The sequence below is a fragment of the Shimazuella kribbensis DSM 45090 genome (assembly GCF_000428065.1).
In the GTDB taxonomy this organism is placed as follows: domain Bacteria; phylum Bacillota; class Bacilli; order Thermoactinomycetales; family Thermoactinomycetaceae; genus Shimazuella; species Shimazuella kribbensis.
Window position 1 is genome coordinate 250236 of the sequence record NZ_ATZF01000003.1, and the last position, 26378, is coordinate 276613.

Genomic DNA, 26378 nt, shown 5'->3' on the forward strand with positions numbered 1-26378 from the left:
GGCAGTGATTAGCTGCTACCTATAGAACTGGCTACCTTCATACCATCACTGAGAAAACCTTTCAGCCTAGGGCTTTCCTCTCTTACAGTCAAATATGAAGCTTGGTTCTACGAATGATTGCAATATAGAATTATCGTTACTATTATACACAAAAAGTACAAAAAAACTATAGTTTTTGGTTAGATAGTTTTTATAGGACAAGTGGCATTCAACCCTACTGGTAAAACCGGCGGAACACCAGTCAGGAGGACAGGGCTCAACTGGAACAGAAATACGGAACTCCCAACAACTAGGACTGGTTTAAAATAACCTTCTAGAAGTGTCTAAAATCTATTCGAAATTATCTAATTAGTGTTTACTAAATAGAAAATTAGAATAATAAAAGCAGATTCTATGTTGCATGAGTCTGCTCTTACTATGAGAATATGTATTTTTCGGAAAATCTATTCTGCTAAATCATCCACTTCATGGCCAATCCGTGCAATCGTCTGGCGTAAGCTATCTGTCATTTCACCAGAAAACCTTTTTTCTTTCCCCATTAATACCGACACCTCACAAGGCGTAACTTGTGTTGTCTTCATCATAATTCCATTACCTAAATCAGAAAAAACAAGCCTTTGCATTGCTTCTTCGGATTCGAAATGTGTTTCCATTATAAGTTCAATTCCATTTAGTTCTTTTGAAATATCAGGACTAATATGAGAGATACTAGTCAAATCTGTACAAATAATCCCAGGTATTTTATGAATCGCAGGATAAACTTCCTCAGTGTAAAATTTCAGTAGAGCATTCAGATCCTCGATATTTTTGAAAATGGTAAGTGTTTTAATCATATCTTCAAGTTCACCTCTTTTGTTCATCAAAGATGTAAGTCTTTGTGTACGCTATTTATAATAAATACAGATGAATGAATATATTTTTCGGAAAATGATAGTTATATTTTTTTTGTTATATGTTTTGAATTTTTCATGAAAAGCTAGCTAGTTTAAGAGTATGTTTCATCCGATTCATGTTTTTAATTTATCAAATTTTAGCATAAATAGAAAGATTATTTTTATTAATTATAATACAAATGCCGTTTTCTATTATTGTTATTTCTAATTAATAATTTTTTATTTCATTTTTTTTGAATATTAATTTATAATGGAATATAGATGAAAATTTTGAAATTTGGAGGAACTAGTTTGAAACATTCCATTGCTAATCCCTTTCCATGGTTTAAAAAAATGACTGCTGAAAGCCCCGTCGTTTACGATACAGATTATGAACACTTTTTTGGTTCAAAAGGAACATGGCATGTTTTTCGCTATGATGATGTACAAAGAGTATTAGGAGATTATGAAAACTTTTCCGCTGAGTATCTTCCTAAAGTGGAAGAAAGTCCGTTAACAAAAGCATTAACAACGAATGATCCCCCTTATCATACGAAGCTTCGTTCATTAGTGTCCAAAGCTTTTACGCCAAAAGCAATTGAAGATATGAAACCTTGGATTGAAGAGATCACCAATGAACTACTAGATAAAGTCGCCGAACAAGGTGAGATGGATATCGTAAGAGATTTAGCAACTCCTGTACCCATCCAAGTTATTGCAAAAATGTTAGGAGTCCCCTATGAAGATCGAGAAAAATTTAAATATTGGTCTATCATCCTTATCAAACAACCGTCGGAAGTAGAAGGCGGAATCGAAGGTTATTTCCTAGCTCAGCAAGAGATGGGGCAATATTTTACAGAAATGATTACAAAACGTCAGAAGAATCCAACGAATGATCTGATCTCTCATCTTGTACAAGCAGAAGTAGATGGCGAAAAATTGTCAATCAAAGAGTTAATAGCTTTTTGTATTCTCTTATTAGTAGCTGGAAATGAAACCACTACCAATCTGATTAATAATTCCCTGCTTACCTTAACCGAAAATCCCGAAGTGCAAGAACATCTTTCCCAACATCCAAAAGATATTGGAAAAGCAATCGAGGAAGCATTGCGATTCCGGTCCCCAGTTCAATATATGACCCGTATTGCTGCTAAAGATACTCAACTAGGGGGGCAATTGATTAAAAAAGGTGACTTACTCAATGCTTGGATCGGATCTGCTAACCGTGATGAATCCAAGTTTGAAAATGCTGATCAGTTTGATCTTCATCGAACCAATTTGAGACATACGAGCTTTGGACATGGAATTCATTATTGTTTGGGATCGCCTCTGGCCCGTTTAGAAGCAAACATTGTACTTAGAATTTTGCTTGAACGGTTCAAACAATTTCAACTCAAGTTTGATAGACCAATAACGATGAACCCAACTGCTCTTATGTACTCTATCAAGGAGTTGCCAGTGGTTTTCCAAAAACGGTAAAAAGCCTAATGCACTCCGTACGACAGTGCACCTTGCCACCCAGACAACTGACGAATATGAATTAGATGAGAATGAACTGCACTTTTCATTGTTAGACACACCTGACAAATGAAGGTGCAATTTTTCTATGATCAAGTATTTATTAGAACGATGAACGAATACTACAAAAAAATGGAAAAGTATCGATTCACCCAACAAAACTCAAGTTCATTTGAATACTAAAAAGTTACTGACTAGTGACAGGGTGCTACTATAGACTGCAAAGAAATCGTAATCCTCCTCACCCCTGTCCCTTATTCCTATAAAATTTAAAACCCAACAAATGTTTCGTTTTTTAATCTAAATTAAATTTGAATATAAACAGCTATATGAATATTGTCTTCTAGTAAAACTCACGGAAGTATCATCATGGTTCCTTGAATTGCTATTCCTATAAGCCTACAATAAGAGGAAGATAATTACTTGAAAGGGAGCTAGAAGATGGAATGCCTAAGATCGTAAATCATGAAACTCGCAAAAAAGAGATCATGCAAGCAACATGGGGAATCATCGAAACCAAAGGAATAGAAGAGGTTTCTGTGAGGAAAATCGCGGACGTGATGAACCTTTCGACTGGCTCTATACGGTACTATTTCTCTACTCAAAATGAACTTCTGCGATATTGCATTCGTATGGCTGGTGAAAATGTACATCACCATATTTTATCTCATATAGACTTATCGTTATCACGCAATGAAGTAGTGGATCAAATGGTAGCCCAAATTTTGCCTATGGAAGAAACAGGTCAAAGAAACATGGCTGTATGGTATTCGATAATCACATACACGAACAAAAATCCAGGCCTTTCAGATATATCGATTGGTATTTTTCAATACATGCAGCATATGCAAGCGACATACATAGATATATTGAAACAGGGTAACTTTTTAGATGAATCTCTAGACTTAGAAATTGAAATAGAGCGATTACACGCATTAGTGACTGGTTTGTCTACTCACTGGAATCTTGATCCTAGAACCAAAACCAAAAACATTATCAGAAAGACGCTTCAAATACATTTGTTATCGATATGTAAACAGGACTAAGCTTTTTCTTTTCCAACACCCTGTTTTTATATCGATTTTTACTTGATTTTTTTATCACATATGTGATAAAAAAATATTATCAATTTGTATTATGTACTACATGTTAAAGGACGTGACATCATGAAGGACCGTATTTATTATTTGGATCATATCCGTGTATTTCTTACTATCTTGGTTCTTTTCCATCATGCAGCCCTACCCTATACACCTCTTGAAGGAGCTTGGTATGTATCTGATATGGAACAAGGACATACCGTAGCGTCAAGTTTACTCAGCTTTTTTATTGCAATAAATCAAGCTTTTTTCATGGGGTTCTTTTTCTTCTTATCTGGTTGTTTTACCCCTTCTGCTTTTGATCGAAAGGCACCTCGACTGTTTGTTAAAGATAGGCTGCTTCGGTTAGGAATCCCCTTTTTAGTCTACCTATTTGTTCTTAGTCCCGTCACTCAGTATATCGCATCACCAGAAAAACTACATTTTTGGTTGTTTTACAAAACCAAAATATTAACTCTTCAAAACATAGAAACAGGACCTCTTTGGTTTGCAGAAGTTTTATTGATCTTCACTCTGATTTATGTGTTATATCGAGTACTATTGAAAAAATCCGGCTTCAAGGCAGAGCAACCTTTTCCTTCTTCTAGAAAGCTTTTGTTCACTGCCTTGCTTTTGGGGATCGGCACCTTTCTTGTTCGTCTTGTTTTTCCAATCGGTTTTTGGATTTGGGGATTTCAAATTGCCTATCTACCATCTTACTTATTCCTCTTTTACATAGGCATTGTGGCAGGAAGAAAAAGCTGGCTATATACGATCCCCAGAAAAACGACAAAACAATGGATTTGGTGTTTATCTATTGTCACTCCACTATTTCCATTGAGTTTGATCTTCTTCCAAGGTAATATAAATGGAGGTTTTAACTTTAAAGCTTTTACTTACGCAATATGGGAACCCTTAGTAGCCTTTGGTATTTGTCTGGGATTACTTGCGGTGTTTCGAAAATACGCCAATCAGACTGGGGCTATTTGGAAAACTCTATCCAGAAGTGCTTTTGCAGTATACATCATTCATCCTGTTGTATTAGTAGGATATGCCATGCTACTTAAGAGTATAGATTTACAACCTCTGTTAAAATTTACGATTGTAGGATTTGCGGGTACGATCACTTGCTTTTTGATTGCTACGATTATCGTAAAAATACCTTATGTGAATAAAATTGTTTAACCTGAAAATATACTTAGATGATATATCTAAGTATATTTTCTCTTTGCAAGTCCAATCATTTTTCAAACACTACTTCCCAATATGTTTACCCATAATAAAGAGATCACGTTTTACTCCATCCAATTCCGCTACTTGAGGTAAATGTCCCCATTGGTCAAATCCAAAACGTGTAAAAAGATTAACACTTGGAATATTATGACTAAAAATAAGACCAACGAAGTTCTCTATGTTTAATGTAGACCCTGCTTGTATGGCTTCCATCAGCAGGGTACTTCCTAATCCTTGACCGCGATACTTCTCATCAATATAAATACTTAACTCGACCGTTTTACGATAAGCAGCACGTACATGAAAATCTTCAAAACTAAGCCAGCCTACCATTTCCCCTTTTTCGTTAAAAAAGCTCCATAAAGGTCTTGTATCATGGTGTTGATGAAACCAATCTACTCTACTTTCCACTGTTACAGGAATGAGATCAGCAGTCACCATTCGTCCAGCTATCGTACTATTGTATATCTCTACGATTCTCGGCAAATCTTCTAATGTTGCGTTTTTCTTTGAGAATAAACTCATTTTATACCTCCAACTGACCCGAATCAAAAAACATTAAAGTTTCACTCATTGTCGTTATATATTTTATATTTTCAATTGGAATTGGTAAAGAAGACATGATATAAGGAGAAGAGTGTTAGAAGAGTAAGTAGTTTAGTTAAAAAGTAGATGATAAAGGATTGTATGAATATGAAGAAAAAAACAGCAGTATTGTTATATCCACAATTCAGTGAATACGAATTAAGTGTTGCATTATCTATATTGATGCAAGGAAAAAAAACAATCGTTACAATCGGTTTAAATAATCAACCTATAATAGGTGAGTCGGGTTTGTCCGTAGTACCTGATAAAACGGTCGATGAAGTTAATTTTGATGAACTTGACAGTCTATTATTAACAGGATGTATGGATATTCTAGCATTAGAAAATCATGAAAAATACATCAATTTCATTAGAGATGTTGTAACAGATGAAACAATAATTGCCAGTATATCAAGTTCCCCTTACTTATTAGCCAAAGCGGGGTATTTAAAGGAAAAAAAATATACAGTTGGAATGACTCCAGAAAATAGGGAGGAATCAGGGGTCTTTGAAAGAGAAAATTATTCAGATGAATTAGTTGTGAAAGATGGAAATGTAATAACAGCTAGAGGACGAGGATTTATTCGATTTGGAATATATTTTGGAAATGCATTAAACCTTGATTTTGATGAAGACTGGTTTAAAGAATAATAGGTAAACAAAACCTGTATCAAAGACTAGTCACTCTAAGATACAGGTTTTGTTTATCAGAAACTAAGTTTCTAAAGAGATTATCCTTCTTTTATCAAATATCTTTACATTTATCCATTATTTTTCATATACTCAGCTAATTCAACATGGAATTCGAGGGCTTGCTTAAAGTCAGAAGAAAGCTCTGAAAGTGCTTGAACTACATTTTCTTTACTGGATTCCTTTAAGGCAATCACTTGAGGTGGACGAGGTAGCCGCAACTGGGTGTGGTCATGATAGACTTTGGTAACTATTGTACCGATTGATTCACCATTTTCCATGTTGGTAATGGTACTCCACATCCAACGTTCTTGATCGGTAGAATCATCTGTGTTTCCCCACTCTCTCGAAATATCCAAATTTCCAGGGAGCCTCGTATCTGTTCGTAAGCCATCCTCTTTTAATAGCTTATTAATCCCAAGAAACAACAAATTTAAATACGAGCCATAAGCCATATCACCAGCTTTTTCGTATGCATCTATTAATTGATCTCGATTCTCTTCAAAAACAGTCTTCCAATTTTCATTAATATGACCTTCTATACACTGTGCGATAACGATTATATCTCTTTCTTTGCTTTCCTTGAAATAATCTTGAAGTGTTCTCATTTACATAGCCCCTTTGTTATACAGTTACTCTTAAATACTAAGTACCTACAATCTTTTTATCACCTACAAAAAACCTTACAAATTAATAATACAATATTCACGCAAATGGTAATGTTTAAATTTATTATCCCTTATTTTTCAGTGATCCTCTAATAAAAATCCGTCATATAGTTTAATGAAAAAAATGAATGATCACATCTAAAAAAGAAACGATGAGACAAAAACAAAAACATCCCCTGACATTCTTTGTCAGGGGATGTTTTTTATTATGAGGAAAAGGAGTGATTTATGTTGGAAAAACTAAATTTTGTGAAGGAGTATCCAAACTATTATACAGCTACTTCCGCACCACGATTAATTGAGCTTTCTCCTATTCGTTACCTGACAATCGAAGGAAAAGGAGAACCTGCTGGTGTAATTTTTATAAATGCTACGACGTCCCTTTACCAACTCGCGTATGGTGTCAAAAAAATAAATAAAGATTTAGGTTCTGATTTTACTGTGCCGAAACTAGAGGGAATATGGTGGGTACTTTCATCCCTACCAGCTTTGGAAGTCCCTAGAGAAGAATGGTATTGGAAATTAATGATCAGGATGCCTGACTTTGTAACGAATGAACACGTAGAAAATGCTCGTGGACTATTGATTGCTAAAAAAAAATCAGACCATATTTCTTGTGTAAAAATGGAATCCATCGAAGAAGGAACATGCTTGCAAATGCTGCATATAGGACCTTACACCACAGAGCCGCAAACATTGGCAATTATGCATGATTTCATGGAAGCAAACGATCTTGTTCAAAATGGATTACACCATGAAATTTATTTGTCGGACCCGCGAAAAGTACCTCCTGAAAAATGCAAAACAATCTTACGTCTCCCTGTAATCGACCGTATTGTAGCTACGGATCAATTTGGCTTATGACGGAGATACGATGAGACGAGAAACTCAAATATTACTTTTCCTACTGCTAACGTTGGAACTGCTAGTAGCAAACCCCACACACCGCCAATCTCTTCTCCAACAAGCAAAGCAAAAATGATCGCTAAAGGATGAAGGTGTAAAGACCTGCCTACAATTTGAGGAGAGATAACATTGCCTTCTAAAATTTGAACAACCATATTTACCACGATGGTTCCAAGCACCAATTTAAAGGAAACGGTACAAGCTAATAGAATAGCTGGAATAGCTCCAAAAAAAGGACCGACATAAGGAATAACATTGAACAGGGCTACAAAAAATGCAAACAAAAATGCATAGGGTAGCCCTATGATTTTGTATCCAATAAAAGCTAAAATACCAATAATAATGCAAACAATAAATTGACCTCGAATATAATTTCCTAGAACAAGATCAATACTTCGAAAAAGACGAGCGATTTCACCACGTCGCTGTTTCGGAAGCATCGTTAGAAAAAATTTCTCTATGCGATCGATATCTTTCAACATATAAAAGGAAAGAAATGGGATAATGAGCAATAAAAATATTTGATTTAGCAAACTCCCCAAACTCCCCATCAGACCAGTAATCCAATTACTCACTTTCTGTTCTACACCAGCTACCATTTGCTCTAATTTGATATGCATATTATGAGGCAATACATCTTCACTATGGTCATGATACGTATGCCAAAACTCATTAAATCGTTGATTCCATTCAGGAATATGGGTCACTAATTGGGATACTTGCTCTTGCAAAATCGGAAATAGATTCATAAATAACACCGTTACAGAAACAAGAAATACAGCATAAATGAGTAAAATTGCCATAAAACGAGGAACCTTACGACGTGCCAGTAAGTTTACAACCGGATTTAATAAATAAGCAATGAAAACAGCAAGAAAAAACGGCACACAAACAGCCCTTAAAAAATATCCGATATGGTGAAACAAAGAACCTAATTGAATTAAAAGATATATACTACCTAAGATGACAAAAAGAAAAACCGATAGTTGAAAAAAACGGGACTGCAATAGTTTCTCCATATCCGCTCACCTCATTTGTGTTAGGATACGAAAAACCAAAGGATATTATGTCCTAAAATCGATCTAATTTAGAAACGAATGGGGACAGCTTTCGTTTAACTTACATCACCTTACCTTGCTCTGGCAATTTTATGTTCCCAAACGATAAAAATAAAAAGAAGACTGTATAGTCTTCTTTTTATTAATCAAAATCAACCAAATGAAATCATAATATTTGGTATTTATTGAAGAGGAATTTTTTCTTATCCATATTATTCGTTGTGATTCTGGTTTACCCAAAAAGAGCGATTACTTTAATCCATCTAATCCCCAGCGCGGAGTAGGTTCAGGTTCACCAAATTCATGATCGACTGGTTTAGCTGATACATTACGAGCGATCCGTGTTCCCCAATCAAAATACTTCATGATTGCACGACGAAGTTGCTCATCTTCTGGAAGTTCCTTTTTGACAGCATCATCCATCAATTCCAACCACCGAGTACGCTGCTCTTCTGTAATTTTCAACCCAAGGTGTGACTTTAACAGTGCTTGGTGTCCACCAAGTTCTTCCGTAAATTCCTCTGGCCCCTCAAAGACCTCTGCAAGCCAAACCGCGACATGCCGAACATGAGTTCGACTAAAGTTTGCGAATACCGGAGCAAGCAAGGGGTCCGCTAGAACATTTTCATAAAATGTGTTGCTCAGTCTTTGCAGTCCGTCCATCCCTCCGACCGCCTCAAAGATCGTCCCAGTCTTCTTGGTCGTGGAATTTTCCATCTCATTTTCTTTTACCACTGTTAAACCCCCAGAAAAGTCAAATTTCATTGAAAATTATATTATCAATAGAACTTTAAGTCAATGTTAAATAGAATGTATATTCTCTGGGTTGATTTTAGTTTTGCTTGCTAGTAAATGATGAGTTTTCACAAATGAAATCCCCAAAGATTGAAAATCAAATCAGAAATATTCATTTGTGAAACCATCCTTTTCTCTTTTTAATAACACTGCCACAAAAATTTACTTGTTGGATTTTTGATACTTGCATTCACAAAGACATATCCTGATCCACTATCTCCAAAGTTAGCGAAAGGACAATGGTATTGGTTCCCACCAGCTTCGGAAATCCAAACAAAATCATCTTCTCCTACTTTTAATTGATAAGATTTTTTTCCATCATATTCTGATGATTCTCCAATAGGAAGTTCAGCAAGATCGGCAGCTTTTACTACCAATGAAAAATCCAATTGCGCCGTGAAAACATAGTTATCACCCAAAGATTCTGGCGATTGAATCCAGATCGGCTCCCCACCAAAATGCGTCCAAACCGAATCATCTTCTTGATTTGTCATTTCCTTTGTCTCCCATTTGCTGACTGCAATATCTGGGAGCATCATGGTATCATCGTGTGGAACTCCTTCCATAGGTGTCTTATCCCATTCTTCCGGTTCTAAAATCAATACTTTGTTACACCCGCTATCTGCTTCCCATGTACTGCATTCTCCCCCGTTCTCACATTGAAACACATATAAAACCCGGCCTTCTTTTCCTAATGGAAGCCGTTCTGGATGATGTTTCATTTGAAAAAGAAATGACATTGGTACTTCACACTCTTTGCAGACAGGCCACTTTTCAGCAGGTAATCCTTCTGGTAATCCTCCAAATTTGCAATCGTTATCTTTTTCTTTAGCATCACTTGTATGTGCGAAAACAAAATGCGGGATATGTATCTTCAATTTTTTATCTCCTTTTCTAATATAAACTCAGACGGGTCTCCCATTGTGAATTGGAAGACCCGTCTTAAGCCTAGTTAGTAGCTAGACTCAATCCTCTATTGAATTATACCACTCGCCGGATCAGCTCCGGCGGGGCGATTCGCTCTTCGCCAATAGTGTATGCATCGGTAAGCATCCGCTTTACGTCCTCTACCTTCTCTGTGTTATTGACATAAAGCGTTGCAATCGGAGCATCTGCTGCAACCTGATCCCCGATCTTCTTCGTCAGGGTAATTCCTACTGCATGATCGATCTCGTCTTCCTTCGTTTCCCGACCTGCGCCGAGCAGCATGGCACAATGTCCGACTGCTTCGGCATCGATTGCCTGGACATAACCGGACTTTCCAGCAAACACAGGAACCACCTGTGCTGCCTGAGGAAGCAGCGTCAGATCCAGAATGGCATCTGAAATTCCGTGCTGATTTGTGATGAACTCCTTCAGCTTCCCGAGTGCGGAACCATCTTCGATACAACGTTCCAGAATGGCTCGTGCTTCCGCTTCTGTGTTTGCCTTTCCGGCAAGCACGACCATGTGGGACCCCAACGTGAGGCAGAGCTCCGTGAGATCAGCAGGACCATTCTTTCGAAGAGTTTCGATTGCCTCCATCACCTCATTGGCATTACCTACAGCATAGCCGAGGGGCTGCTCCATGCTGGTGATGATCGCGACTACCTCGCGACCGACTTCCTTGCCGATCGCAACCATCGCTTCGGCAAGTTCGACTGCGTCCTTCTCCGTCTTCATGAACGCGCCAGAACCGGTCTTGACGTCAAGTACGATCTTATCGGCACCAGCAAAGATCTTCTTGGACATGATCGAACTGGCGATCAGCGGGATGGATTCCACTGTGCCGGTCACATCGCGAAGTGCGTACAGTTTCTTGTCAGCCGGAGCCAGATCAGCTGTCTGACCCATAACTGCAATGCCTGTACGGTTCACCAATTCGATGAACCTCTCTGGGCTCAGATCTGTGGAAAGACCAAGTGCGTCCAGCTTATCGATCGTTCCACCAGTATGACCCAGTCCACGACCAGACATCTTGGCAACCTTGACACCCGCAGCAGCTACAAGCGCAGCAAGTGCAAGCGTGATTTTGTCTCCAACTCCACCTGTACTGTGCTTGTCTACCTTGATTCCTGGGATCGAGGACAGATCCAGCTGCTCTCCAGACCTGACCATTGCCATGGTCAGATGAGCCGTTTCCCTCGGGTTCATGCCCTTGTAGTAAACCGCCATCAGCCATGCAGACATCTGGTAGTCAGGAATGTTCCCCTGACTGTAGCCACTGATGAGAAAGTCGATTTCCTCCTTGCTCAGCTCATGTCCGTCACGCTTATTGCGAATGATTGATTCTGCAGTAAACACTATGAATCCATTCCTGTTGCTGTTTGTCGTTGTCGATTGAATTTCAGTTTGGATCAGTTTTTGAGACATCAAGCCTCTGAGATAGGTAAATCAAGTTTGATTCCCTATCTTGTATGTGTTTTATGGTGAGCCCGATCACTTCTGAAACTCAATGTCATTCTATCATCTGAACAATCAAAAAACCATCATATTTCCTTATTAAATTGGGTATTGTTTTCACCTCTACGATAATCGTATTTACTTTTATTTGTACACAAAAAACAACCCTGCATGAATAGGGTTGCTTTGAATTCGCAATTTAGCCTACACAATATAATATATTTTTATGAGTCACTCTTTACTAACTCATACCCATTGACAATCACATCTAATCGCCCTGATTTTGGATCAATCACCAATCCATGAACTTGAACATCTTTCGGCATTAACGGATGATTTTGCACCATTGCAACACTATGTTTTACGCTGTCTTCTACACAATCAAAACCATGTAAAAACTTTTCTAAATCAACGCCAGAATAGTGAAGCAGGTCTAACTTCTCTTCACTTACACCACGTTCTTTCATTTTTTGAATCGTATTTTCCGCTTTTAAACTCGCCATCCCACAATCATAATGACCTACAATGCATACCTCATCGGCCCCAAGCTCATAGACAGCAACCAATATACTTCGCATGATACTTCCAAATGGATGGGATACTATCGCACCAGCAGTTTTAATAATCTTCACATCACCATTTCCTACATCCATCGCCTTTGGGAGTAATTCTACTAAACGCGTATCCATGCAAGAAAGAATGACAAGACGTTTATTTGGAAATTTATCGGTAGTGTATTTTTCATATTCTTTGTTCTCGATAAATTTTTTATTATGATCTAGAATTTCATTTAATAAGGCCACAATACTTCCTCCATATTTTATATTTAGAGTAGCTAGTTTCGTAAAATTTCTTATGCTAACAGTGTACATACTAGCATAAAAATTTGGCAAATTCTACTAACATGAGAAAAAAAACGGATTTTTGTTACATTCTCGGTTGGCAACAAATCAAATAACGGAAAAAGAATAAAAGATTTTTCAAAAAAACACCCCTTACCATGTAGGCAAGGGGTGTTTCAAGTTTATCTTGCAAAACCGACTTTACGTAGAAATTGTTTCGCTAATAAGCGTGAAAAAGTACTACCAACGAAAAAATTACGTCTTAATTTTCTCATTGATTGGGCATCCATACGAAAATAAGCTATGCCTGTAACAATCGCACCAATAAATGTTAGTAGATATATACTTTTCATGCTTATTCCTCCTTATAAGGCTGTGTATTCTTGCGGGTTGCTTGGTTCATCTAAAAATAAATCATTTAAAGAGGTCAAGCTTCCATCTTCTTCTACTTGGTAGATATTTTGAATATCACTACCATCGATTGTCATCTCTATATAACAATGCCAGCAGTACAATTGGTTAGTGCCAACCTTTCCCAGGTCATGAGAATGGCAATTGGGACAGCGAAGTAACATGGATATTTCCCTTCTTAATGTGTTTCCTTTAACACATATCCAGTCTCTGGTACCATAAAAGTATCTTTATCCCAGTCCACTGGATGTTCAACTTGGAATAGTTTACGACCATCTCTTAAATCATTGAGAAGTCCATTGGATAACTCATACCCTATCAATGTTCCCATATCGATGGAGAAATAGACATTTTCTACCAATCCGAGAAAGGTCCCATTGGTAAGTAATATGGAACGCCCTTTTAATCTTTTTTCTCCATTTAAAAGGGATGTATACGCTTCCTCTTTTTTAGTGAAAGGCACAAGTGATGATGTTTGAGGAACAATCACAGCATCTTTACCAGCATGTGCAATTTCATCTATAGGAAGAAAACGTCGATGCCTCCACCAACCACAATGTTCTAACATACAACCAACAAACTGCTGTTCATTATTAAAAAGAAGATCAACAACCGCACCCAACTGTTTACCAGACTCTTGAGCTGTGACAGTAAGTCCAATCACATCCTGGGATTTGCGCAAGGTTTCATCCTCCTCCCGCTATTCCTTAGTGTATCTCTGTCAATAATAATGATACAAAGGAAGTCTTACCATTCATCAAGAATCAGGTCTTTTAAAACTGTATTTCGGGCTTCTCCTGTTGCTTTTACTCCTTTTCGCATGGATTCCACTTCCCCACACAATATGAGATACGATTTGCTTCGGGTGATACCAGTGTAGATCAAATTTCGTTCGAGCATTCGATGATAAGAGGGTAAAAAAGGAAAGATAACAATCGGAAATTCTGATCCTTGTGCTTTATGTACAGAACATGCATAGCCAAGTGATAATTGCCCGAGTTGATTGCGTTTGTAAGGGACTTCTTGCCGATCAAACTGTACCCATAAAACGGGATCATCTTGTTTGGCCGATTCATCCATAGCTGAAATTAAACCCATATCGCCGTTATATACTGGATGATCTTGATGATTGGAGAGCTGTAATACTTTATCACCAAAACGGAAAATCGTATCTCCCCAAGCAACTTCTTTGACTCCCACACGCTTTGGGTTGATAATTTGTTGTATCTTTTCATTGATTCGATTTACGCCTACTTGTCCCTTATACATAGGCGCAAGTACTTGTATATCAAATAATGTATAGCCCTTCTTGATGGCATTTTCATATGTTTGTTCGATTACAGACATGGATTGTTCTGCTTGGCAAGAAAAAAAGCGGCGATCAGCTAAAGGAGTCAGCAAATCATCTGGCAGCTCTCCTTTTCGAATAGCATGGGCAAGTTGAATAATAGATGAATCCTCTGCTTGTCGAAAAATATCCGTTAATTGTACCCTTGGTATTTGTGGAACTTCAAGAAGATGCTCTAATACTAAACCCGGTCCAACAGAGGGAAGTTGGTCAGCGTCTCCTACCAATACCACTTGCATAGTAGGTGGAATAGCTCGAAAAAGTTGATTTGCTAACCATATATCTAACATCGATGTTTCATCGACTACTAAAAGTGATCCTGTTATAGGGTTATCTGCATCATGTTCAAAAAAACCGCCACGATATCCAAGAAGTCGATGAATCGTCATTGCTGGTATTCCTGTTGTTTCTGTCATGCGTTTAGCAGCTCTCCCTGTAGGAGCAACTAGTCGAATAGGGAGTTCACCGTTCTTTCCATCACCATCCAGATTAAGTTCATGCAGTCTAGCAAATAAATGGCACAACCCACGGATAACCGTTGTTTTACCTGTCCCAGGTCCACCAGTCAGGATCATCAATGGGGAAGTCAATGCTTTTATCATTGCTTCTCGTTGGCTATCAGCATAATGCACTTCAAATTCTTCTTCTAATTCTCCAATAGCCTGAAATAACTCTGGTGCTGGAAATGTTTTTTCTACGGTTTCATGTAACATTACTTTACACTTCAAAGCCATGTTAAATTCAGCATAAAATAAGGTAACCAAGTAAACCCGATCTTCTTCCATCATGACTTTCTTTTTTTTAAGTAAATTGCCCAAAGCATCCTCGAAGATGCTTTCATCCAATTCAGTGAGTAGTTCTTTCGAACTAGTATGTAATTCGTTCCGTGCCAAATAAACATGGCCTTCATTTGAAGCTTCTTGCAGCGAATATAAAATTGCTGCTTCATATCTTTCGGGAGCATGCGGTGAAAATCCTTGTGCTTTTGCAATTTCATCCGCTTTAAAAAATCCAATTCCTTCTATTTCATCGATCAGTAAATAAGGATTTTCTTTAATGACCTTAACTGTTTCTTGCTTGAATCTTTGAATAACTCGCAAAGCTAGAGCAGCACCTAATCCATATTCATATAAGAGGACCATCGCTTCTTCTAAAGCTTGATGCTCCCCTAAACTTTCTGCTATCGTATTTGCTTGTGTATGGCTCACACCAGGAATCTCGGCTAAAGCCGAAGGGTTAGACGCGATGATATGCAATGCGTCTCCCCCCAGCCCAGCCACTATTTTTTCTGCGGTTTTTTTTCCGATTCCATGAAATAAACCGCTGGATAAATATTTAATAATCGCTTGCTCTGTTTTTGGAAGCTCTTTATTAATTTTAGAAACAACATACTGAGCTCCAAATCGAGGATGTTCTCTCCATTCTCCTTCGCAAGCATACGTTTCTCCTGCCACAGGACGCAAAAAATGTCCGACGATAGTCACTTCATCTGATATAGATTTATCAGATGCTTCTTGAACTTCGAGTCGGTATACTCCATATCCCGTATCATCGCTAAAAAACACTTCCTGCAAAATCATCCCTTTGACAAAACTACTCATTCTACAAAGTCTTCTTTCATTTCATGTAAAACAGATTCCATTGCGCACTCTGCTGAACAATATTTATTTGTATCCCATTCTGTATTCCCTGAATCAGGGTGAAATTCATAATTGCAGTATTGGCAATGATTGGCTTGATGTACTTGTTCCAATCCCAATCTCAATTGTTCCACTTTTTCTTTTTCTAAACCAAACATAGATGCAATATGATCAATAACTGTATCCTTTTCATCAAAAAATAATGGGTCTTCTCTTGTATATGTATGTGGATTCCAAAAAGCCCATCGGTTATCAGAAAGATGACAGATATGATAATCCTCCGCAACAAGGCCAGAAGCATTCTCCAAGTTTTCATAGGAGCGAAAGCCTATTTCGGCAGCTAAATTATCCAACAATGCTTGATCAATTTCTGCTAGCATCGTTTTCCAATTAATACTGTCTACCTCTTGTTCCCAATCTTCCACTTTTCCAGCTCCTTATCTGTAAAGACGGCGAACTACTTTTTCAATCTTTGCAGTAGCTGCCTTCAATTCTTGTATCGTGTTGTCTTTGCCAAAACTAAATCGGATTGCAGCATTGGTAACTTCTGCAGGCAGTTGCATTGCTTTTAGTACATGAGAAACCGATAATGTACCAGAAGTACACGCAGAACCACTAGCAGCTGCAATTCCTTCCATATCTAATTGAATTAAAAGTGTTTCAGTATCCATTCCAAGAAAACTTATATTTGCAATGTGGGGCAAATGCATATCCTCGTGTCCATTGACTACAATGTGCAATGATCGAGCAAATAAATCAGCTATAAACGATTGTCTAAGATGGATAAGATGATCCCGTCTAGCACTATGATATTTTTCAACTAATTCACTAGCTTTACCAAATCCTACTATTCCAAGTATGTTTTCCGTTCCTGCCCGTTTTCGCCTTTCTTGAGCACCACCTAAAGCACGGGGAAGTACCTTGACTCCACTTCGAATATAAAGAGCACCTGCACCTTTAGGCCCATATATTTTATGGCTTGATAATGTCATGAGATCAACAGGTAATTTGCTCACATCGATAGGTTCCGAACCAAATGATTGGACTGCATCGACATGAAAAAGAATTTGATGTTCTCTTGCAATATTGCCTATCGCCTCAATAGGCTGTATGGTGCCAATCTCGTTATTTCCATGCAAAATGGAAATAAGAGCAGTTTCTGGGCGAATTGCCGCTCTTACTTCTTCTATCTGTACCATTCCGTATTGATCGACAGGTAAATAGGTTACTTCATAACCAAATCGCTCCAGATATTTGCATGCATCTAATACAGCATGGTGTTCTACTTGTGTCGTAATCAAGTGGTTTTTCCCAGCTTCTTGGGCATGCATACTTCCTATAAGTGCTAAATTATCTGCTTCCGTACCACCACTGGTGAACACAATTTCGCTAGAATCTGCACCAATGGCACGAGCTACTTGACTTCTTGCATTATCCACCGCTGCTCTTGTTTGACGACCAAAAGCATGAATACTGGAAGGATTGCCGTATGCGCCCTCCAAGTAAGGCAACATCGCAGCTCTCACTTCAGAATCAAGTGGTGTTGTAGCAGCATTATCCAAATATATCAACATTTGCTATCACGTTCCATATAAGTATTTCCCTATCTTTGTGGGGAACATCTTATCCAACATTCTAATTTCGACAAAAACATGCGTTCTTCCTTTTTTCGAACATAAGAAAATCAATTAAACAAAAAGAAGCTCGATTTATCCCGTATAGGAGTGTCAGATATAAAACATATAGTTCTCATTATTCCCATCAGAGTTGAATTGGATAAGCATGGTGAGTGTGGTAGAATCAAGTTCAGTTGCAATCGCATCTCGGATTCGTTTCCACAAATCACGTCTAGCTGGATTATCTTCATCCGTAAATTCCACAGGACTTATAGGACCTTCCAAAACACGTATAATGTCCCCTGCAGTTATTTCTTCAGGTGCTTTTGCTAACTTGTAACCTCCGTACGCCCCTCGGATACTACGTACCAATCCAGCATTACGCAACGGAGCAATCAATTGCTCTAAATAATGTTCCGATAGATCATGTCTCTCTGCAACACGCTTTAAAGGTATGGGACCTTGTCCAAAACGTGACGCGAGGTCCATCATAATCGTTAAACCATATCGTCCCTTCGTCGATATCTTCAAATTAACACCTCATTTATTTTTATAATAACGAAAACATGTCATAAATCAATATTTGCTTGTGTATGTTCCCTAAAAAAAGAATAGTTATTCTTACTATACGAAAAATCACCTTTGCTGTCTTGATTTTTTATTAATGAAATTTGAATTTTCTTGGATAATTTTGGTTTGTAGAAGGTGGCGATTCCACATGAACTTATTTTCACATCTTCAAGATGAAGCAAAACAGAAGCAAGGACCATTAGCTTCTCGTATGCGACCACAAACACTTGATGAATTTGCAGGTCAACTTCATATAATAGGCGAAGGCACCTTATTAAGGAGAGCAATAGAAGCTGATCATCTCACTTCGCTTATTTTACATGGTCCGCCTGGAACTGGCAAAACAACACTAGCTGAGATTATTGCAAATAGTACGCACTGTACCTTCATCAAAGCTCATGCTGTCGGTACAGGCGCAAATGATATTAAACAGATAGCCAAAGAGGCCATGGAGCGGCTTACTTTAAATGAAGTAAAAACCATCTTATTTATTGATGAAATCCATCGTTTAAACAAGGCTCAGCAAGATGTCCTTTTACCAGACGTAGAAGATGGCGGACTGATTTTAATTGGTGCAACAACAGAAAATCCTTCTTACGAAGTAAATACTGCTTTATTATCTCGCTCCCTTGTTTTTGAATTACAGCCACTTTCTAATGAAGATGTGATCAGCATACTACAAAGGGCTTTAGAGGATAAGGAACGAGGATTGGGTAGATTTGTGAACAAAGTGGATGAGGAAGCACTTCATCATCTCGCCCAAATGTCTGGCGGCGATACAAGACATGCACTCAACGCATTGGAACTAGCAGTTACAACAACTAGACCCAATAAAGAAGGTATTCGTCATGTAACCTTATCCGTTGCAGAAGAATCCATTCAACAAAAACGCATTCGTTATGATAAGATAGGCAATGGTCACTATGATACTATCTCTGCTTTTATCAAAAGCATGCGCGGCTCAGATCCTGATGCAACTTTATATTATCTAGCCAAAATGCTTTTAGCAGGAGAAGATCCAAAATTCATCGCACGCCGTATCTTGATTCAAGCTGCTGAAGATGTTGGACTTGCAGATCCAAGAGCTTTAATGGTCGCATCTGCGGCAGCACATGCAGTCGAATATGTAGGTATGCCTGAGGCCCGCATTCCACTAGCAGAAGCTGCTTTGTATCTCGCAACTGCCCCCAAAAGTAACTCTGCCTATATGGGGATAAACGAAGCGATGGAGATCGTAAAAAAAGAATATAGCGCAGAAGTTCCAGCACATCTGCAAAACCATAAGCAAGATCTATACAAATATCCACATGATTATGATAAACATTATGTAGAACAACAATACTTACCTTTGGAACATAAAAACAAACAATTATACCGACCTAGTTCGATGGGATATGAAGGAAAATTAGTGGAACATTTAAACTGGGTTAAAGGAAAGAAAGGGTAAACTACAATGATAAACATCCTAGCTATCTCAGGAAGCTTACGAAAAAGCTCCTTTAGCACCAAAATTCTTGTACATCTGAGTAAGATAGCTCCAGAAAATACAACTTTTTCTCTAACGGATAAATTGGATAAACTCCCACATTTTAACCCCGATATAGATGATGATGGGGCATTTGCGGAGGTAGAAGCATTTCGATCTCAAATAAAGGAATCAGATGTAGTAATTATCAGTACACCTGAATATGCAAAAGGCATACCAGGAGTTTTAAAGAATGCCTTAGATTGGATTGTTTCCTCTGGCGAATTTATTGATAAACCAACAGCTGTTATCAGTGCTTCTCCCTTGCCAACAGGCGGAGATGAAGCGATGAGATCTATTTTATTAACACTAGGAATGATCAATGCACATATTCCAGCAGAGGCTACCATGAGTATCCCAGAAGTAAGCTTAAAGATAAATGCAAAAGGAGAGGTAATAGACCCTTCGTTGCAAACAAATTCAGAACAATTTCTCTCTGCTTCTCTAAAAAATATAACAAAAAGCTAACCATCTCAGGTTAGCTTTTTGTTATATTTAGAAACTGTAAATTTATTTCTTCCTTGTCACTCTAATAGGAACATCCCTCCCACTAAACTCGAATCAATTCTCATTAATACACCCATAATATATCGATCTCCATTTATAATTTCTCCATAATCTTTCATGTTTGTTTGTAAGCAGAAACTCACTATGTTGTAGAGCATAGAAGATAAGGTAATCTGTTTGAATTGAGCTTGGTCATTATGCAATTTCACTATGTCCATGATGGAATTTGTTATTTCAAATCTAGTGGCCCCTAGGTAGACTGAGAATCGCATGGAATGCTCCTTTTTTGTTAATTAGAAGCATATCACTATACCCTATTTTTCATATATTCGATAAACAAAGAATAGGATTGATCATGAATCCCATTAAGATCCCTAATCAATCCTTGCTCTAACAATATTATATTTAAATACATAACAAGAGGATAGAACTTATTAATATATCCTACTTTTCTTTAATTCCTGTAGCTTTTCTACGATCTCATATACCTCTCGCCAATCCGTAATCCTTAGCAAATCAGGATGCAAATCGCGATTGTAGCAAGCATCTACTATTACAGTTGGCACATTTCCAGATACCAACTTATTTAAGTGCTCCTCTGCATCTTCAAAAAACAGATCAATCCCTATCTTCTTGGCTACCTTTGCTTTATTAATCGAATTCATATAAAGGTTATTTCCGTTATAAGGGAAGCTATGCTTTTTCAACCACAACTTTGTTACTCTTCGTATTTTTTCCATACCAGGTCTTGCTGTAATGAAATAAATTTCATGTCCATCTCGAACCAATTGATTTAACACTTCCGGTGCATGTGGAAGAGGAAGACCAAGGGTATATATTTTTTCTTCTAATCTACGCCACGTCTTCCTACCTTCCTGAGGTGTAAGACCAAATGGTTTGTCCAAGTAAAAGTCAGGCACATCATCAATATGTACTTGTTTTCCAAATTCTTTGTTATATACTTCTACAGCAGCTTTATGAGTATCTTTAATGGTTCCATCTATATCGATCCCTATCTTCATCTTTGTGCCTCTTTTCTATTTAGATGCAAACTTCCAACCACGAGCTTTATCTGCAAAGTTGATACTTAGGCTGCCGATTTGTTGTAGAGGTCTACATCACTTCTAGCTTACAACCTGTGAGTACTACAACGTTACTTTCGCATTATGTGTCATGTGTCATTGATATCAGCGTTACATAATCTACCCAATCCTGTTCCATACAAACCACTTTTCATTCATGCTTCACTAATTCAAACGTTTTGGTACTGGGTTCCATCCAAATCTCTTTATAGCATTTCTTTTTATTAACCGTATTTGAATCATGGAATACTTCGCAGGTTTTATAAGTATGCTCCCCCCTTATAGTAAGTTTGTTACCTTTAGTGTAAATCTCTTACACTGTATTGTCCAACTTCTTTATAGACCGGATTTTGCAGACAATACAGAACTCGCGTTTGTATATATCGGGAATTTCAAAAAATTAGTCAGAGGAGAGATTATCTCTGCCATCTCTCGTCTGACGCTCGCTTTCATCCCACAATTGAAACCGTGGGTTTTCTCGCTCACGAATCTATAATTTATCTTCAAATTCTGACCGCTTTACTTCTTCTTTTTCCCATTCCTCTTTTTCTTTCTGCTGTTGCTTCCTTCAATAGAGATCCAGAATTAGGAAAGAATGATATTTCATTAATATTTAGAGTACAAACTCAACTGGGACCTTGTAATTGAACAACATCATAAAATCATTCTATTTTGTATTGACGGAATAAAGTAATAAGTGTAATATTACACTTATAGAGTGAAATATCCAAATGTGAGCAGCGCAAATTCGTTGTCCTTTTGGCAAATGTCGAATTCCAATTGCCAATTATCCATTGTTGTTATCATTCATTTGATAGAAACACTTATCTTATGATTAATTTGATCGATTGTTCAAGAAAAGGGGAGAAACATCCTGATATTTCGAAAAATAAGTACTCCCAAACTGAATGAGAACGAATTAGAACAAATGATTCGCTTGGTCCAACAAGTAAGTACTATCTCGAAAGAGTACCTTATCCAACGGTTACCCATCTATGATACGATCTGGTTGGTTGAGGATTCCCAAGGGTTACAAGCTTTTCAGTTGATACAAAATTTTCATTATCAAGATAGAGATTACCTTTATTTTGGGCCATTATTTTCAAAGGGACACCAGTTTCTTCCCTTATTCCTCAAAATATACTTTACAACTATTTCAAAATATAAACGAAAGCCATTTTTTATGATCACGGAAATACAAAATCCACAGGTCATACTTGTATTTAAAACTCTGTTCTGGAATACTTCTTTTCCAAAGGTTTACGAGAAAACAATACCAGATAGCATCGTAGATGCAGTTGCTTGTTATGTAGCCCATTGTGGTCATATTTCTTCCTTTGACTTAATGCATTTCAAAACCACTAGCTCTACCACTTTGTACCAAAATTCAAAGCAAAATAGCCAAATTGTGAAATGGCTACAAGAGCGAGAGGTATTTTTGGACCAAGGAGATAGTCAGATCTTAATAGTAGAGTGGCAAGGAAAATTAGTTTCTTCATTGCAACAATTTTTTGAATTATCTATTGGGTTATATAAACTTAAGCATTGGTCTCACTATAAAAGAAAAATGCTTTCTCGCTTTGAAAGGAGACAGGTAAATGAATGAGATATATTTTGCGCAGATAAGAGAAGACAGCAGGATAGAAAGAGATTTATGCAGTGTCTATCAACCTAAAACAATAGCTACGATAGGCTCTGGTGGTTGCACAGCATTTTCTTTGTTACATGATGATATCGATCATCTATACGTGATAGATATCAATCCAGCCCAGACTGCTTTGATTGAACTAAAAAAAGCAGCAATACAAACCCTAGACCGAGAGCACTACCTGCAATTTATCGGGGAAAAAACGATAGAAACGAGTGAGCGAGAACAAACATACAAGAACTTGAAACCTATGTTATCCCATCGTGCAAAGGAATATTGGGATAGACAAATAGAACAAGTCAGAAAGGGGATCAATTATTCAGGAGCCACAGAACGGTTTTACCACTATATTGGTACCCATCTTCGCAAACATCTCTACTCAGAGGAGATTTGGCAACAATTATTCCGATGTTCAGATATAGAGGAGCAAAGACTATTTTATCAACAATATTGTACAAGTGAGGCTTGGAATGTAGCAATTCGTATTTTACTTAGTAAAACTACACATCTTCAATTTTATCCAGCACAGATGTTTCAACAAGCAGGAGAAACGATATTCAGTCAGTTTTTTTCTAGTAAATTTAAACAAGAAGTTTGCAATAAACGAATTCATCATAATTATTTTCTATCTCAACTGCTTTATGGATCTTATCTTTGGAAAGAAAAAGAAGGAATGCCTTACTACCTGTCTGATCAGGGTTATGCCCAAGCGAAGAAAAATGCAGAAAAATGTATGGTGATACGAGAGGATATTGCCCAATTTTTAGCTGCAACTGACCATCAAATAGATGCCTTTTTCTTGTCCAACGTTTTTGACTGGATTCAGGAAAATGAACGGAATCATCTCTTTCAAGCAATCACAAAAGCCAAGTCCCCTCAGGCCGTTTTTCTCACAAGAAGTATGTGGGGAATTGAGTTACCAACGGATTACTCAAAAATGATGCATGTAAATGAGGATCAGTGTGATATGTATCTTTCCATGGAACGGTCTATGATGTATCAAAAACTAATCGTTGGTACTTGGTCATGAGTAGTCAAATCCACATCTTAAATAAAGAACATAATGAGGAATTATGCCATCTAGCAGCTTTGTGTAACACGGGTAGCGAATGGTTTCGGATAGAGCGTTCACCAGATTTTTTTGCCCTGTCGAAAGTTTTAGGTGATACTACTTATTTTGGCTATTTTCGCGATGGTATATTAGTTGGTTGTGTGGGAGTTTCGAAGCAATTACGCTTTGTTCAATCAAAAATGAATCATGTATATTACCTTCATGATCTGCGAGTACATCCCAAATATAGAAGTACAAATGTCTTTTCACAGTTGATACAAGCGGTTCAAGCATATTTCGAGCAGAAAACTAGTTGGATGTTTGGTACCATCTTGGATCAAAATCCATATGAAAATATACTAACAAAAAAGCTGTTAGGAAAACGGAAAATTCCAATTAAAAAGTTAGGGCAAACCTATCATACTGGCGTACCCTTATTTTGCACTGCTGTAAAAGGTGATTCAAATGATATTGAACAGGTGAGTCCAATAGAAGCTTGGGAAAGTTATTTATCCTTTACATCAGGATTATCATTTGCTCCATGTGAAAAGGATATATTTCTCTCTGAACCTGGATTGTTTTTAGTAAAAAAGCAAGATGGGATTGTTTTATCAGTCTGCAAAATAACAGATCAGGATCATGTCAGAAAGATTATTACAGGTAAAATACCATACATTTACAATTTTATAAATCTCATGTACAAATTTAGAGGATATCGTCCATTCCCGAAAACTGGAGGTGTTTTTCGGCACGGATACCTAGCCTACTATGCTGCTCAAGCTGGCAGGGATGATAGGAGAGATTATATAACATACCTGTATAAATCAACATATCTATCCTACTCTTACCTCTTCATGGGTTTAACGAGACAAGAAGCAGTAACGTATAAGCACCCATTCATAAGCTCCTTTTCATCTACTAGTTATTTATATGGAGAATACACTGATGATCTTAAACTTGATTTTCATGAACTAACCTTAATCTGAAAGGAATGAATTGGATGAATAACCAATTTGAACAGTTAAAACAATGTGTACGTACTATGTTTGATCAGTCTCCTATTGAAAAGCACCCTTTTATTCAAGTAATCCAACAAAAGCAATTAAGCCCATCCCAAGTAAAGGATATAGCAATCCAAATGTATTTCGTCGTGAATCATTTCCCTCGGTTTTTGTCAGCTATCCTTACTCAAATACCTGACTATAAACTTAGAATGCCATTGGTTGAAAATCTCTATGAAGAACACGGAAAAATGAATACACAGTTTGTTCATGTAGAGACCTATAAATCTTTTCTAAAAGGCATAGGAATTACAGATGAAATAATAGCAAATACAGACCCGAGTATTGCAGTAATAGCTTATAATCGTTCGATCACAGATCTCTGCTTGCACTATCCATACGAAGAGGGTTTAGCAGCTTTAGGGGTGATTGAAGAAATTGTAGCTAGGGTTTCTCCCATTATTTCGCAGTATATACAAAACAATTATCAAGATTCGACTAATATGATGATTCATTTTAGCGATCACGAAACATTAGATATTACACACGCGGATGAGATATATGAGGTAGTCGCTTTACTATATAACGGGGAACAAAAAGAACGAGTGGAACGAGGTCTACAGTTGGGGTGGTATTATCATAGACGTTTATATACTGATCTGTTGGAAATGATATAAAACCAGGAATAAAAAATTTTAAAGAAAATACATTCAAACTATTGAGACTCCACACGACTAAAGCCGTGGGATTCTTAGGTAGTTAGCGCACTCGCATGTTCAAAAGCGTTTCCAATGGGCAAATTCAAACACAATGAAGACAAACAACATTGGATCTCCTGTGTAGCCTTTTGGGTTACGTTTACCGTGCTTGAGTCAAACCTGCTAGTTACGCAGAGGATGGATCAATCTTTTGTGTTTGTCGTTGTTCTCCTCCTCCTGTTCCATCTGCCGGGGAAAGACTTCATTTCTTTTTCCAGCATCATCGGACGAACGATAAGCAGGAGAACGGTCTTGTTCATTTCTCTAGCAGTGATGGCAGGTAGCACGATTGCCATCACCTTTGCAATTAGCATGGGCATTTTTAGGTTGGCTTATATGCTAATGGCGATTAGGTATTTTCCAGCCATCAGCATTACCGCTCATCTACACATGCCAAAAAAAACAAAAAAGCCCCGTTATGCCGTGGCTCCTAAGTTTTGAACCTGCTCGTATTCAAAAGCAGGTGGGTGCTTTGCACCTGTATTCATAGATCCTCCTAAGAGAGGCTCCCAATCCAACAGATGACCCAAGCTCCCGCAGAAAAGGTGTTGGCTCAAAACTTCGGTGGCCCTCGCACATCGCAGGGTCTTTTG

The 26378-nt window shown here is 37.6% G+C and carries 29 protein-coding genes and 1 other RNA gene; 11 read left to right on the top strand and 19 right to left on the bottom strand.

What is annotated here, in order from left to right:
* Window positions 1–443: 443 nt before the first annotated feature.
* Window positions 444–833: a hypothetical protein gene (locus A3GQ_RS0107105; protein WP_028776466.1), complete on the bottom strand. Its 390-nt coding sequence runs from the start codon at window positions 831–833 to the stop codon at window positions 444–446.
* A gap of 351 nt (window positions 834–1184) precedes the next feature.
* Between A3GQ_RS0107105 and A3GQ_RS0107110 the strand changes: the two genes are divergently transcribed.
* From A3GQ_RS0107110 to A3GQ_RS23645, 3 genes are all read left to right on the top strand, one after another.
* On the top strand, window positions 1185–2351 hold the full coding sequence (locus A3GQ_RS0107110) for a cytochrome P450 (protein WP_037464235.1): 1167 nt from the start codon (window positions 1185–1187) through the stop codon (window positions 2349–2351).
* Between the two features lie 485 nt (window positions 2352–2836).
* Complete coding sequence (locus A3GQ_RS0107115; protein WP_028776468.1) at window positions 2837–3436, top strand: TetR/AcrR family transcriptional regulator; 600 nt, start codon at window positions 2837–2839, stop codon at window positions 3434–3436.
* A 120-nt stretch (window positions 3437–3556) separates the two neighbouring features.
* Entirely contained in the window at window positions 3557–4654 is a 1098-nt protein-coding gene (locus tag A3GQ_RS23645) for an acyltransferase family protein (RefSeq protein ID WP_051271327.1), read from the top strand.
* 69 nt (window positions 4655–4723) lie between these two features.
* Here the strand turns inward: A3GQ_RS23645 and A3GQ_RS0107125 are convergent, their stop codons facing one another.
* Window positions 4724–5227 carry a GNAT family N-acetyltransferase gene (locus A3GQ_RS0107125; RefSeq protein WP_028776469.1) on the bottom strand — a complete coding sequence of 168 codons (504 nt, stop codon included), beginning with the start codon at window positions 5225–5227 and terminating at the stop codon, window positions 4724–4726.
* A 168-nt stretch (window positions 5228–5395) separates the two neighbouring features.
* Between A3GQ_RS0107125 and A3GQ_RS0107130 the strand changes: the two genes are divergently transcribed.
* The gene (locus A3GQ_RS0107130) at window positions 5396–5938 is read left to right on the top strand and encodes a DJ-1/PfpI family protein (RefSeq protein ID WP_028776470.1); all 543 of its coding nucleotides are present in this window, start codon (window positions 5396–5398) and stop codon (window positions 5936–5938) included.
* Between the two features lie 110 nt (window positions 5939–6048).
* Here A3GQ_RS0107130 and A3GQ_RS0107135 read toward each other — a convergent pair whose 3' ends face one another.
* A complete protein-coding gene (locus tag A3GQ_RS0107135) occupies window positions 6049–6585 on the bottom strand; it encodes a DUF6022 family protein (RefSeq protein ID WP_028776471.1) in 537 nt (178 codons plus the stop codon).
* A 288-nt stretch (window positions 6586–6873) separates the two neighbouring features.
* Between A3GQ_RS0107135 and A3GQ_RS23650 the strand changes: the two genes are divergently transcribed.
* The gene (locus A3GQ_RS23650) at window positions 6874–7509 is read left to right on the top strand and encodes a GyrI-like domain-containing protein (protein WP_051271330.1); all 636 of its coding nucleotides are present in this window, start codon (window positions 6874–6876) and stop codon (window positions 7507–7509) included.
* Here the strand turns inward: A3GQ_RS23650 and A3GQ_RS0107145 are convergent.
* The 12 genes from A3GQ_RS0107145 to cymR all read right to left on the bottom strand — a co-directional run bounded on the left by A3GQ_RS0107145 (window position 7494) and on the right by cymR (window position 18174).
* Entirely contained in the window at window positions 7494–8570 is a 1077-nt protein-coding gene (locus A3GQ_RS0107145) for an AI-2E family transporter (RefSeq protein ID WP_028776472.1), read from the bottom strand. The genes A3GQ_RS23650 and A3GQ_RS0107145 overlap by 16 nt on opposite strands.
* A gap of 288 nt (window positions 8571–8858) precedes the next feature.
* A complete protein-coding gene (locus tag A3GQ_RS0107150; RefSeq protein WP_211227714.1) occupies window positions 8859–9344 on the bottom strand; it encodes a group II truncated hemoglobin in 486 nt (161 codons plus the stop codon).
* 200 nt (window positions 9345–9544) lie between these two features.
* On the bottom strand, window positions 9545–10282 hold the full coding sequence (locus tag A3GQ_RS0107155; protein ID WP_028776474.1) for a hypothetical protein: 738 nt from the start codon (window positions 10280–10282) through the stop codon (window positions 9545–9547).
* Between the two features lie 103 nt (window positions 10283–10385).
* Window positions 10386–11756, bottom strand: coding sequence for a pyrimidine-nucleoside phosphorylase (locus A3GQ_RS0107160; protein ID WP_083964145.1), 1371 nt, complete (start codon window positions 11754–11756; stop codon window positions 10386–10388).
* 254 nt (window positions 11757–12010) lie between these two features.
* On the bottom strand, window positions 12011–12589 hold the full coding sequence (locus tag A3GQ_RS0107165; protein WP_028776476.1) for a beta-class carbonic anhydrase: 579 nt from the start codon (window positions 12587–12589) through the stop codon (window positions 12011–12013).
* Between the two features lie 221 nt (window positions 12590–12810).
* Window positions 12811–12981: a hypothetical protein gene (locus A3GQ_RS26770; RefSeq protein WP_156877595.1), complete on the bottom strand. Its 171-nt coding sequence runs from the start codon at window positions 12979–12981 to the stop codon at window positions 12811–12813.
* A gap of 12 nt (window positions 12982–12993) precedes the next feature.
* Complete coding sequence (locus A3GQ_RS0107175; RefSeq protein ID WP_028776477.1) at window positions 12994–13203, bottom strand: hypothetical protein; 210 nt, start codon at window positions 13201–13203, stop codon at window positions 12994–12996.
* 14 nt (window positions 13204–13217) lie between these two features.
* Window positions 13218–13721, bottom strand: coding sequence for a PRC-barrel domain-containing protein (locus tag A3GQ_RS23655; RefSeq protein WP_051271333.1), 504 nt, complete (start codon window positions 13719–13721; stop codon window positions 13218–13220).
* A gap of 65 nt (window positions 13722–13786) precedes the next feature.
* Window positions 13787–15988, bottom strand: coding sequence for an SF1B family DNA helicase RecD2 (gene recD2, locus A3GQ_RS0107185; RefSeq protein WP_028776478.1), 2202 nt, complete (start codon window positions 15986–15988; stop codon window positions 13787–13789).
* Window positions 15985–16452: a hypothetical protein gene (locus tag A3GQ_RS0107190; protein WP_028776479.1), complete on the bottom strand. Its 468-nt coding sequence runs from the start codon at window positions 16450–16452 to the stop codon at window positions 15985–15987. The genes recD2 and A3GQ_RS0107190 overlap by 4 nt, the downstream gene beginning before the upstream one ends.
* A 12-nt stretch (window positions 16453–16464) precedes the next feature.
* On the bottom strand, window positions 16465–17601 hold the full coding sequence (locus tag A3GQ_RS0107195) for a cysteine desulfurase family protein (RefSeq protein ID WP_028776480.1): 1137 nt from the start codon (window positions 17599–17601) through the stop codon (window positions 16465–16467).
* Between the two features lie 153 nt (window positions 17602–17754).
* Complete coding sequence (gene cymR / locus A3GQ_RS0107200; RefSeq protein ID WP_028776481.1) at window positions 17755–18174, bottom strand: cysteine metabolism transcriptional regulator CymR; 420 nt, start codon at window positions 18172–18174, stop codon at window positions 17755–17757.
* Between the two features lie 187 nt (window positions 18175–18361).
* On the opposite strand from cymR, the gene A3GQ_RS0107205 reads away from it, so the two are divergent.
* Together A3GQ_RS0107205 and A3GQ_RS0107210 are read left to right on the top strand one after the other, a co-directional pair.
* The gene (locus A3GQ_RS0107205) at window positions 18362–19660 is read left to right on the top strand and encodes a replication-associated recombination protein A (RefSeq protein WP_028776482.1); all 1299 of its coding nucleotides are present in this window, start codon (window positions 18362–18364) and stop codon (window positions 19658–19660) included.
* Window positions 19661–19666: 6 nt separating this feature from the next.
* Entirely contained in the window at window positions 19667–20206 is a 540-nt protein-coding gene (locus A3GQ_RS0107210) for an NADPH-dependent FMN reductase (RefSeq protein ID WP_028776483.1), read from the top strand.
* 56 nt (window positions 20207–20262) lie between these two features.
* On the opposite strand, the gene A3GQ_RS27650 is transcribed toward A3GQ_RS0107210, so the two are convergent.
* Window positions 20263–20517, bottom strand: a complete 255-nt coding sequence (locus tag A3GQ_RS27650) for a hypothetical protein (RefSeq protein WP_028776484.1) — start codon at window positions 20515–20517, stop codon at window positions 20263–20265.
* 162 nt (window positions 20518–20679) lie between these two features.
* The gene (locus A3GQ_RS0107220) at window positions 20680–21267 is read right to left on the bottom strand and encodes a 5' nucleotidase, NT5C type (RefSeq protein WP_028776485.1); all 588 of its coding nucleotides are present in this window, start codon (window positions 21265–21267) and stop codon (window positions 20680–20682) included.
* 988 nt (window positions 21268–22255) lie between these two features.
* On the opposite strand from A3GQ_RS0107220, the gene A3GQ_RS0107225 reads away from it, so the two are divergent.
* From A3GQ_RS0107225 to A3GQ_RS0107240, 4 genes are read left to right on the top strand one after another with little or no spacing between them, the layout of a single operon-like run.
* Complete coding sequence (locus tag A3GQ_RS0107225; protein WP_028776486.1) at window positions 22256–22933, top strand: hypothetical protein; 678 nt, start codon at window positions 22256–22258, stop codon at window positions 22931–22933.
* Window positions 22926–24005: a DUF3419 family protein gene (locus A3GQ_RS0107230; RefSeq protein ID WP_028776487.1), complete on the top strand. Its 1080-nt coding sequence runs from the start codon at window positions 22926–22928 to the stop codon at window positions 24003–24005. The genes A3GQ_RS0107225 and A3GQ_RS0107230 overlap by 8 nt, the downstream gene beginning before the upstream one ends.
* Window positions 24002–25012 carry a GNAT family N-acetyltransferase gene (locus A3GQ_RS0107235; protein WP_028776488.1) on the top strand — a complete coding sequence of 337 codons (1011 nt, stop codon included), beginning with the start codon at window positions 24002–24004 and terminating at the stop codon, window positions 25010–25012. Before A3GQ_RS0107230 ends, A3GQ_RS0107235 begins: the two co-directional genes overlap by 4 nt.
* A 14-nt stretch (window positions 25013–25026) precedes the next feature.
* A complete protein-coding gene (locus tag A3GQ_RS0107240) occupies window positions 25027–25704 on the top strand; it encodes an iron-containing redox enzyme family protein (protein WP_028776489.1) in 678 nt (225 codons plus the stop codon).
* Between the two features lie 224 nt (window positions 25705–25928).
* On the opposite strand, the gene A3GQ_RS26775 is transcribed toward A3GQ_RS0107240, so the two are convergent.
* Window positions 25929–26072, bottom strand: coding sequence for a hypothetical protein (locus A3GQ_RS26775; protein WP_169818260.1), 144 nt, complete (start codon window positions 26070–26072; stop codon window positions 25929–25931).
* Window positions 26073–26191: 119 nt separating this feature from the next.
* Window positions 26192–26375, bottom strand: a non-coding RNA gene (ssrS, locus tag A3GQ_RS26150) — 6S RNA.
* Between the last annotated feature and the right edge of the window lie 3 nt (window positions 26376–26378).

Coding starts and splice junctions, on each gene's coding strand:
- A3GQ_RS0107240 (WP_028776489.1), top strand. CDS start 25,027: ATGAATAACCAATTTGAACAGTTAAAACAATGTGTACGTACTATGTTT.
- A3GQ_RS0107145 (WP_028776472.1), bottom strand. CDS start 8,570: ATGGAGAAACTATTGCAGTCCCGTTTTTTTCAACTATCGGTTTTTCTT.
- A3GQ_RS0107195 (WP_028776480.1), bottom strand. CDS start 17,601: ATGTTGATATATTTGGATAATGCTGCTACAACACCACTTGATTCTGAA.
- A3GQ_RS0107130 (WP_028776470.1), top strand. CDS start 5,396: ATGAAGAAAAAAACAGCAGTATTGTTATATCCACAATTCAGTGAATAC.
- recD2 (WP_028776478.1), bottom strand. CDS start 15,988: ATGAGTAGTTTTGTCAAAGGGATGATTTTGCAGGAAGTGTTTTTTAGC.
- A3GQ_RS0107125 (WP_028776469.1), bottom strand. CDS start 5,227: ATGAGTTTATTCTCAAAGAAAAACGCAACATTAGAAGATTTGCCGAGA.
- A3GQ_RS0107160 (WP_083964145.1), bottom strand. CDS start 11,756: ATGTCTCAAAAACTGATCCAAACTGAAATTCAATCGACAACGACAAAC.
- A3GQ_RS0107230 (WP_028776487.1), top strand. CDS start 22,926: ATGAATGAGATATATTTTGCGCAGATAAGAGAAGACAGCAGGATAGAA.
- A3GQ_RS23645 (WP_051271327.1), top strand. CDS start 3,557: ATGAAGGACCGTATTTATTATTTGGATCATATCCGTGTATTTCTTACT.
- A3GQ_RS0107210 (WP_028776483.1), top strand. CDS start 19,667: ATGATAAACATCCTAGCTATCTCAGGAAGCTTACGAAAAAGCTCCTTT.
- A3GQ_RS26770 (WP_156877595.1), bottom strand. CDS start 12,981: ATGAAAAGTATATATCTACTAACATTTATTGGTGCGATTGTTACAGGC.
- A3GQ_RS0107135 (WP_028776471.1), bottom strand. CDS start 6,585: ATGAGAACACTTCAAGATTATTTCAAGGAAAGCAAAGAAAGAGATATA.
- A3GQ_RS0107175 (WP_028776477.1), bottom strand. CDS start 13,203: ATGTTACTTCGCTGTCCCAATTGCCATTCTCATGACCTGGGAAAGGTT.
- A3GQ_RS0107205 (WP_028776482.1), top strand. CDS start 18,362: ATGAACTTATTTTCACATCTTCAAGATGAAGCAAAACAGAAGCAAGGA.
- A3GQ_RS0107225 (WP_028776486.1), top strand. CDS start 22,256: ATGATTCGCTTGGTCCAACAAGTAAGTACTATCTCGAAAGAGTACCTT.
- A3GQ_RS0107235 (WP_028776488.1), top strand. CDS start 24,002: ATGAGTAGTCAAATCCACATCTTAAATAAAGAACATAATGAGGAATTA.
- A3GQ_RS0107105 (WP_028776466.1), bottom strand. CDS start 833: ATGATTAAAACACTTACCATTTTCAAAAATATCGAGGATCTGAATGCT.
- A3GQ_RS27650 (WP_028776484.1), bottom strand. CDS start 20,517: ATGCGATTCTCAGTCTACCTAGGGGCCACTAGATTTGAAATAACAAAT.
- A3GQ_RS23650 (WP_051271330.1), top strand. CDS start 6,874: ATGTTGGAAAAACTAAATTTTGTGAAGGAGTATCCAAACTATTATACA.
- A3GQ_RS0107220 (WP_028776485.1), bottom strand. CDS start 21,267: ATGAAGATAGGGATCGATATAGATGGAACCATTAAAGATACTCATAAA.
- A3GQ_RS0107115 (WP_028776468.1), top strand. CDS start 2,837: ATGCCTAAGATCGTAAATCATGAAACTCGCAAAAAAGAGATCATGCAA.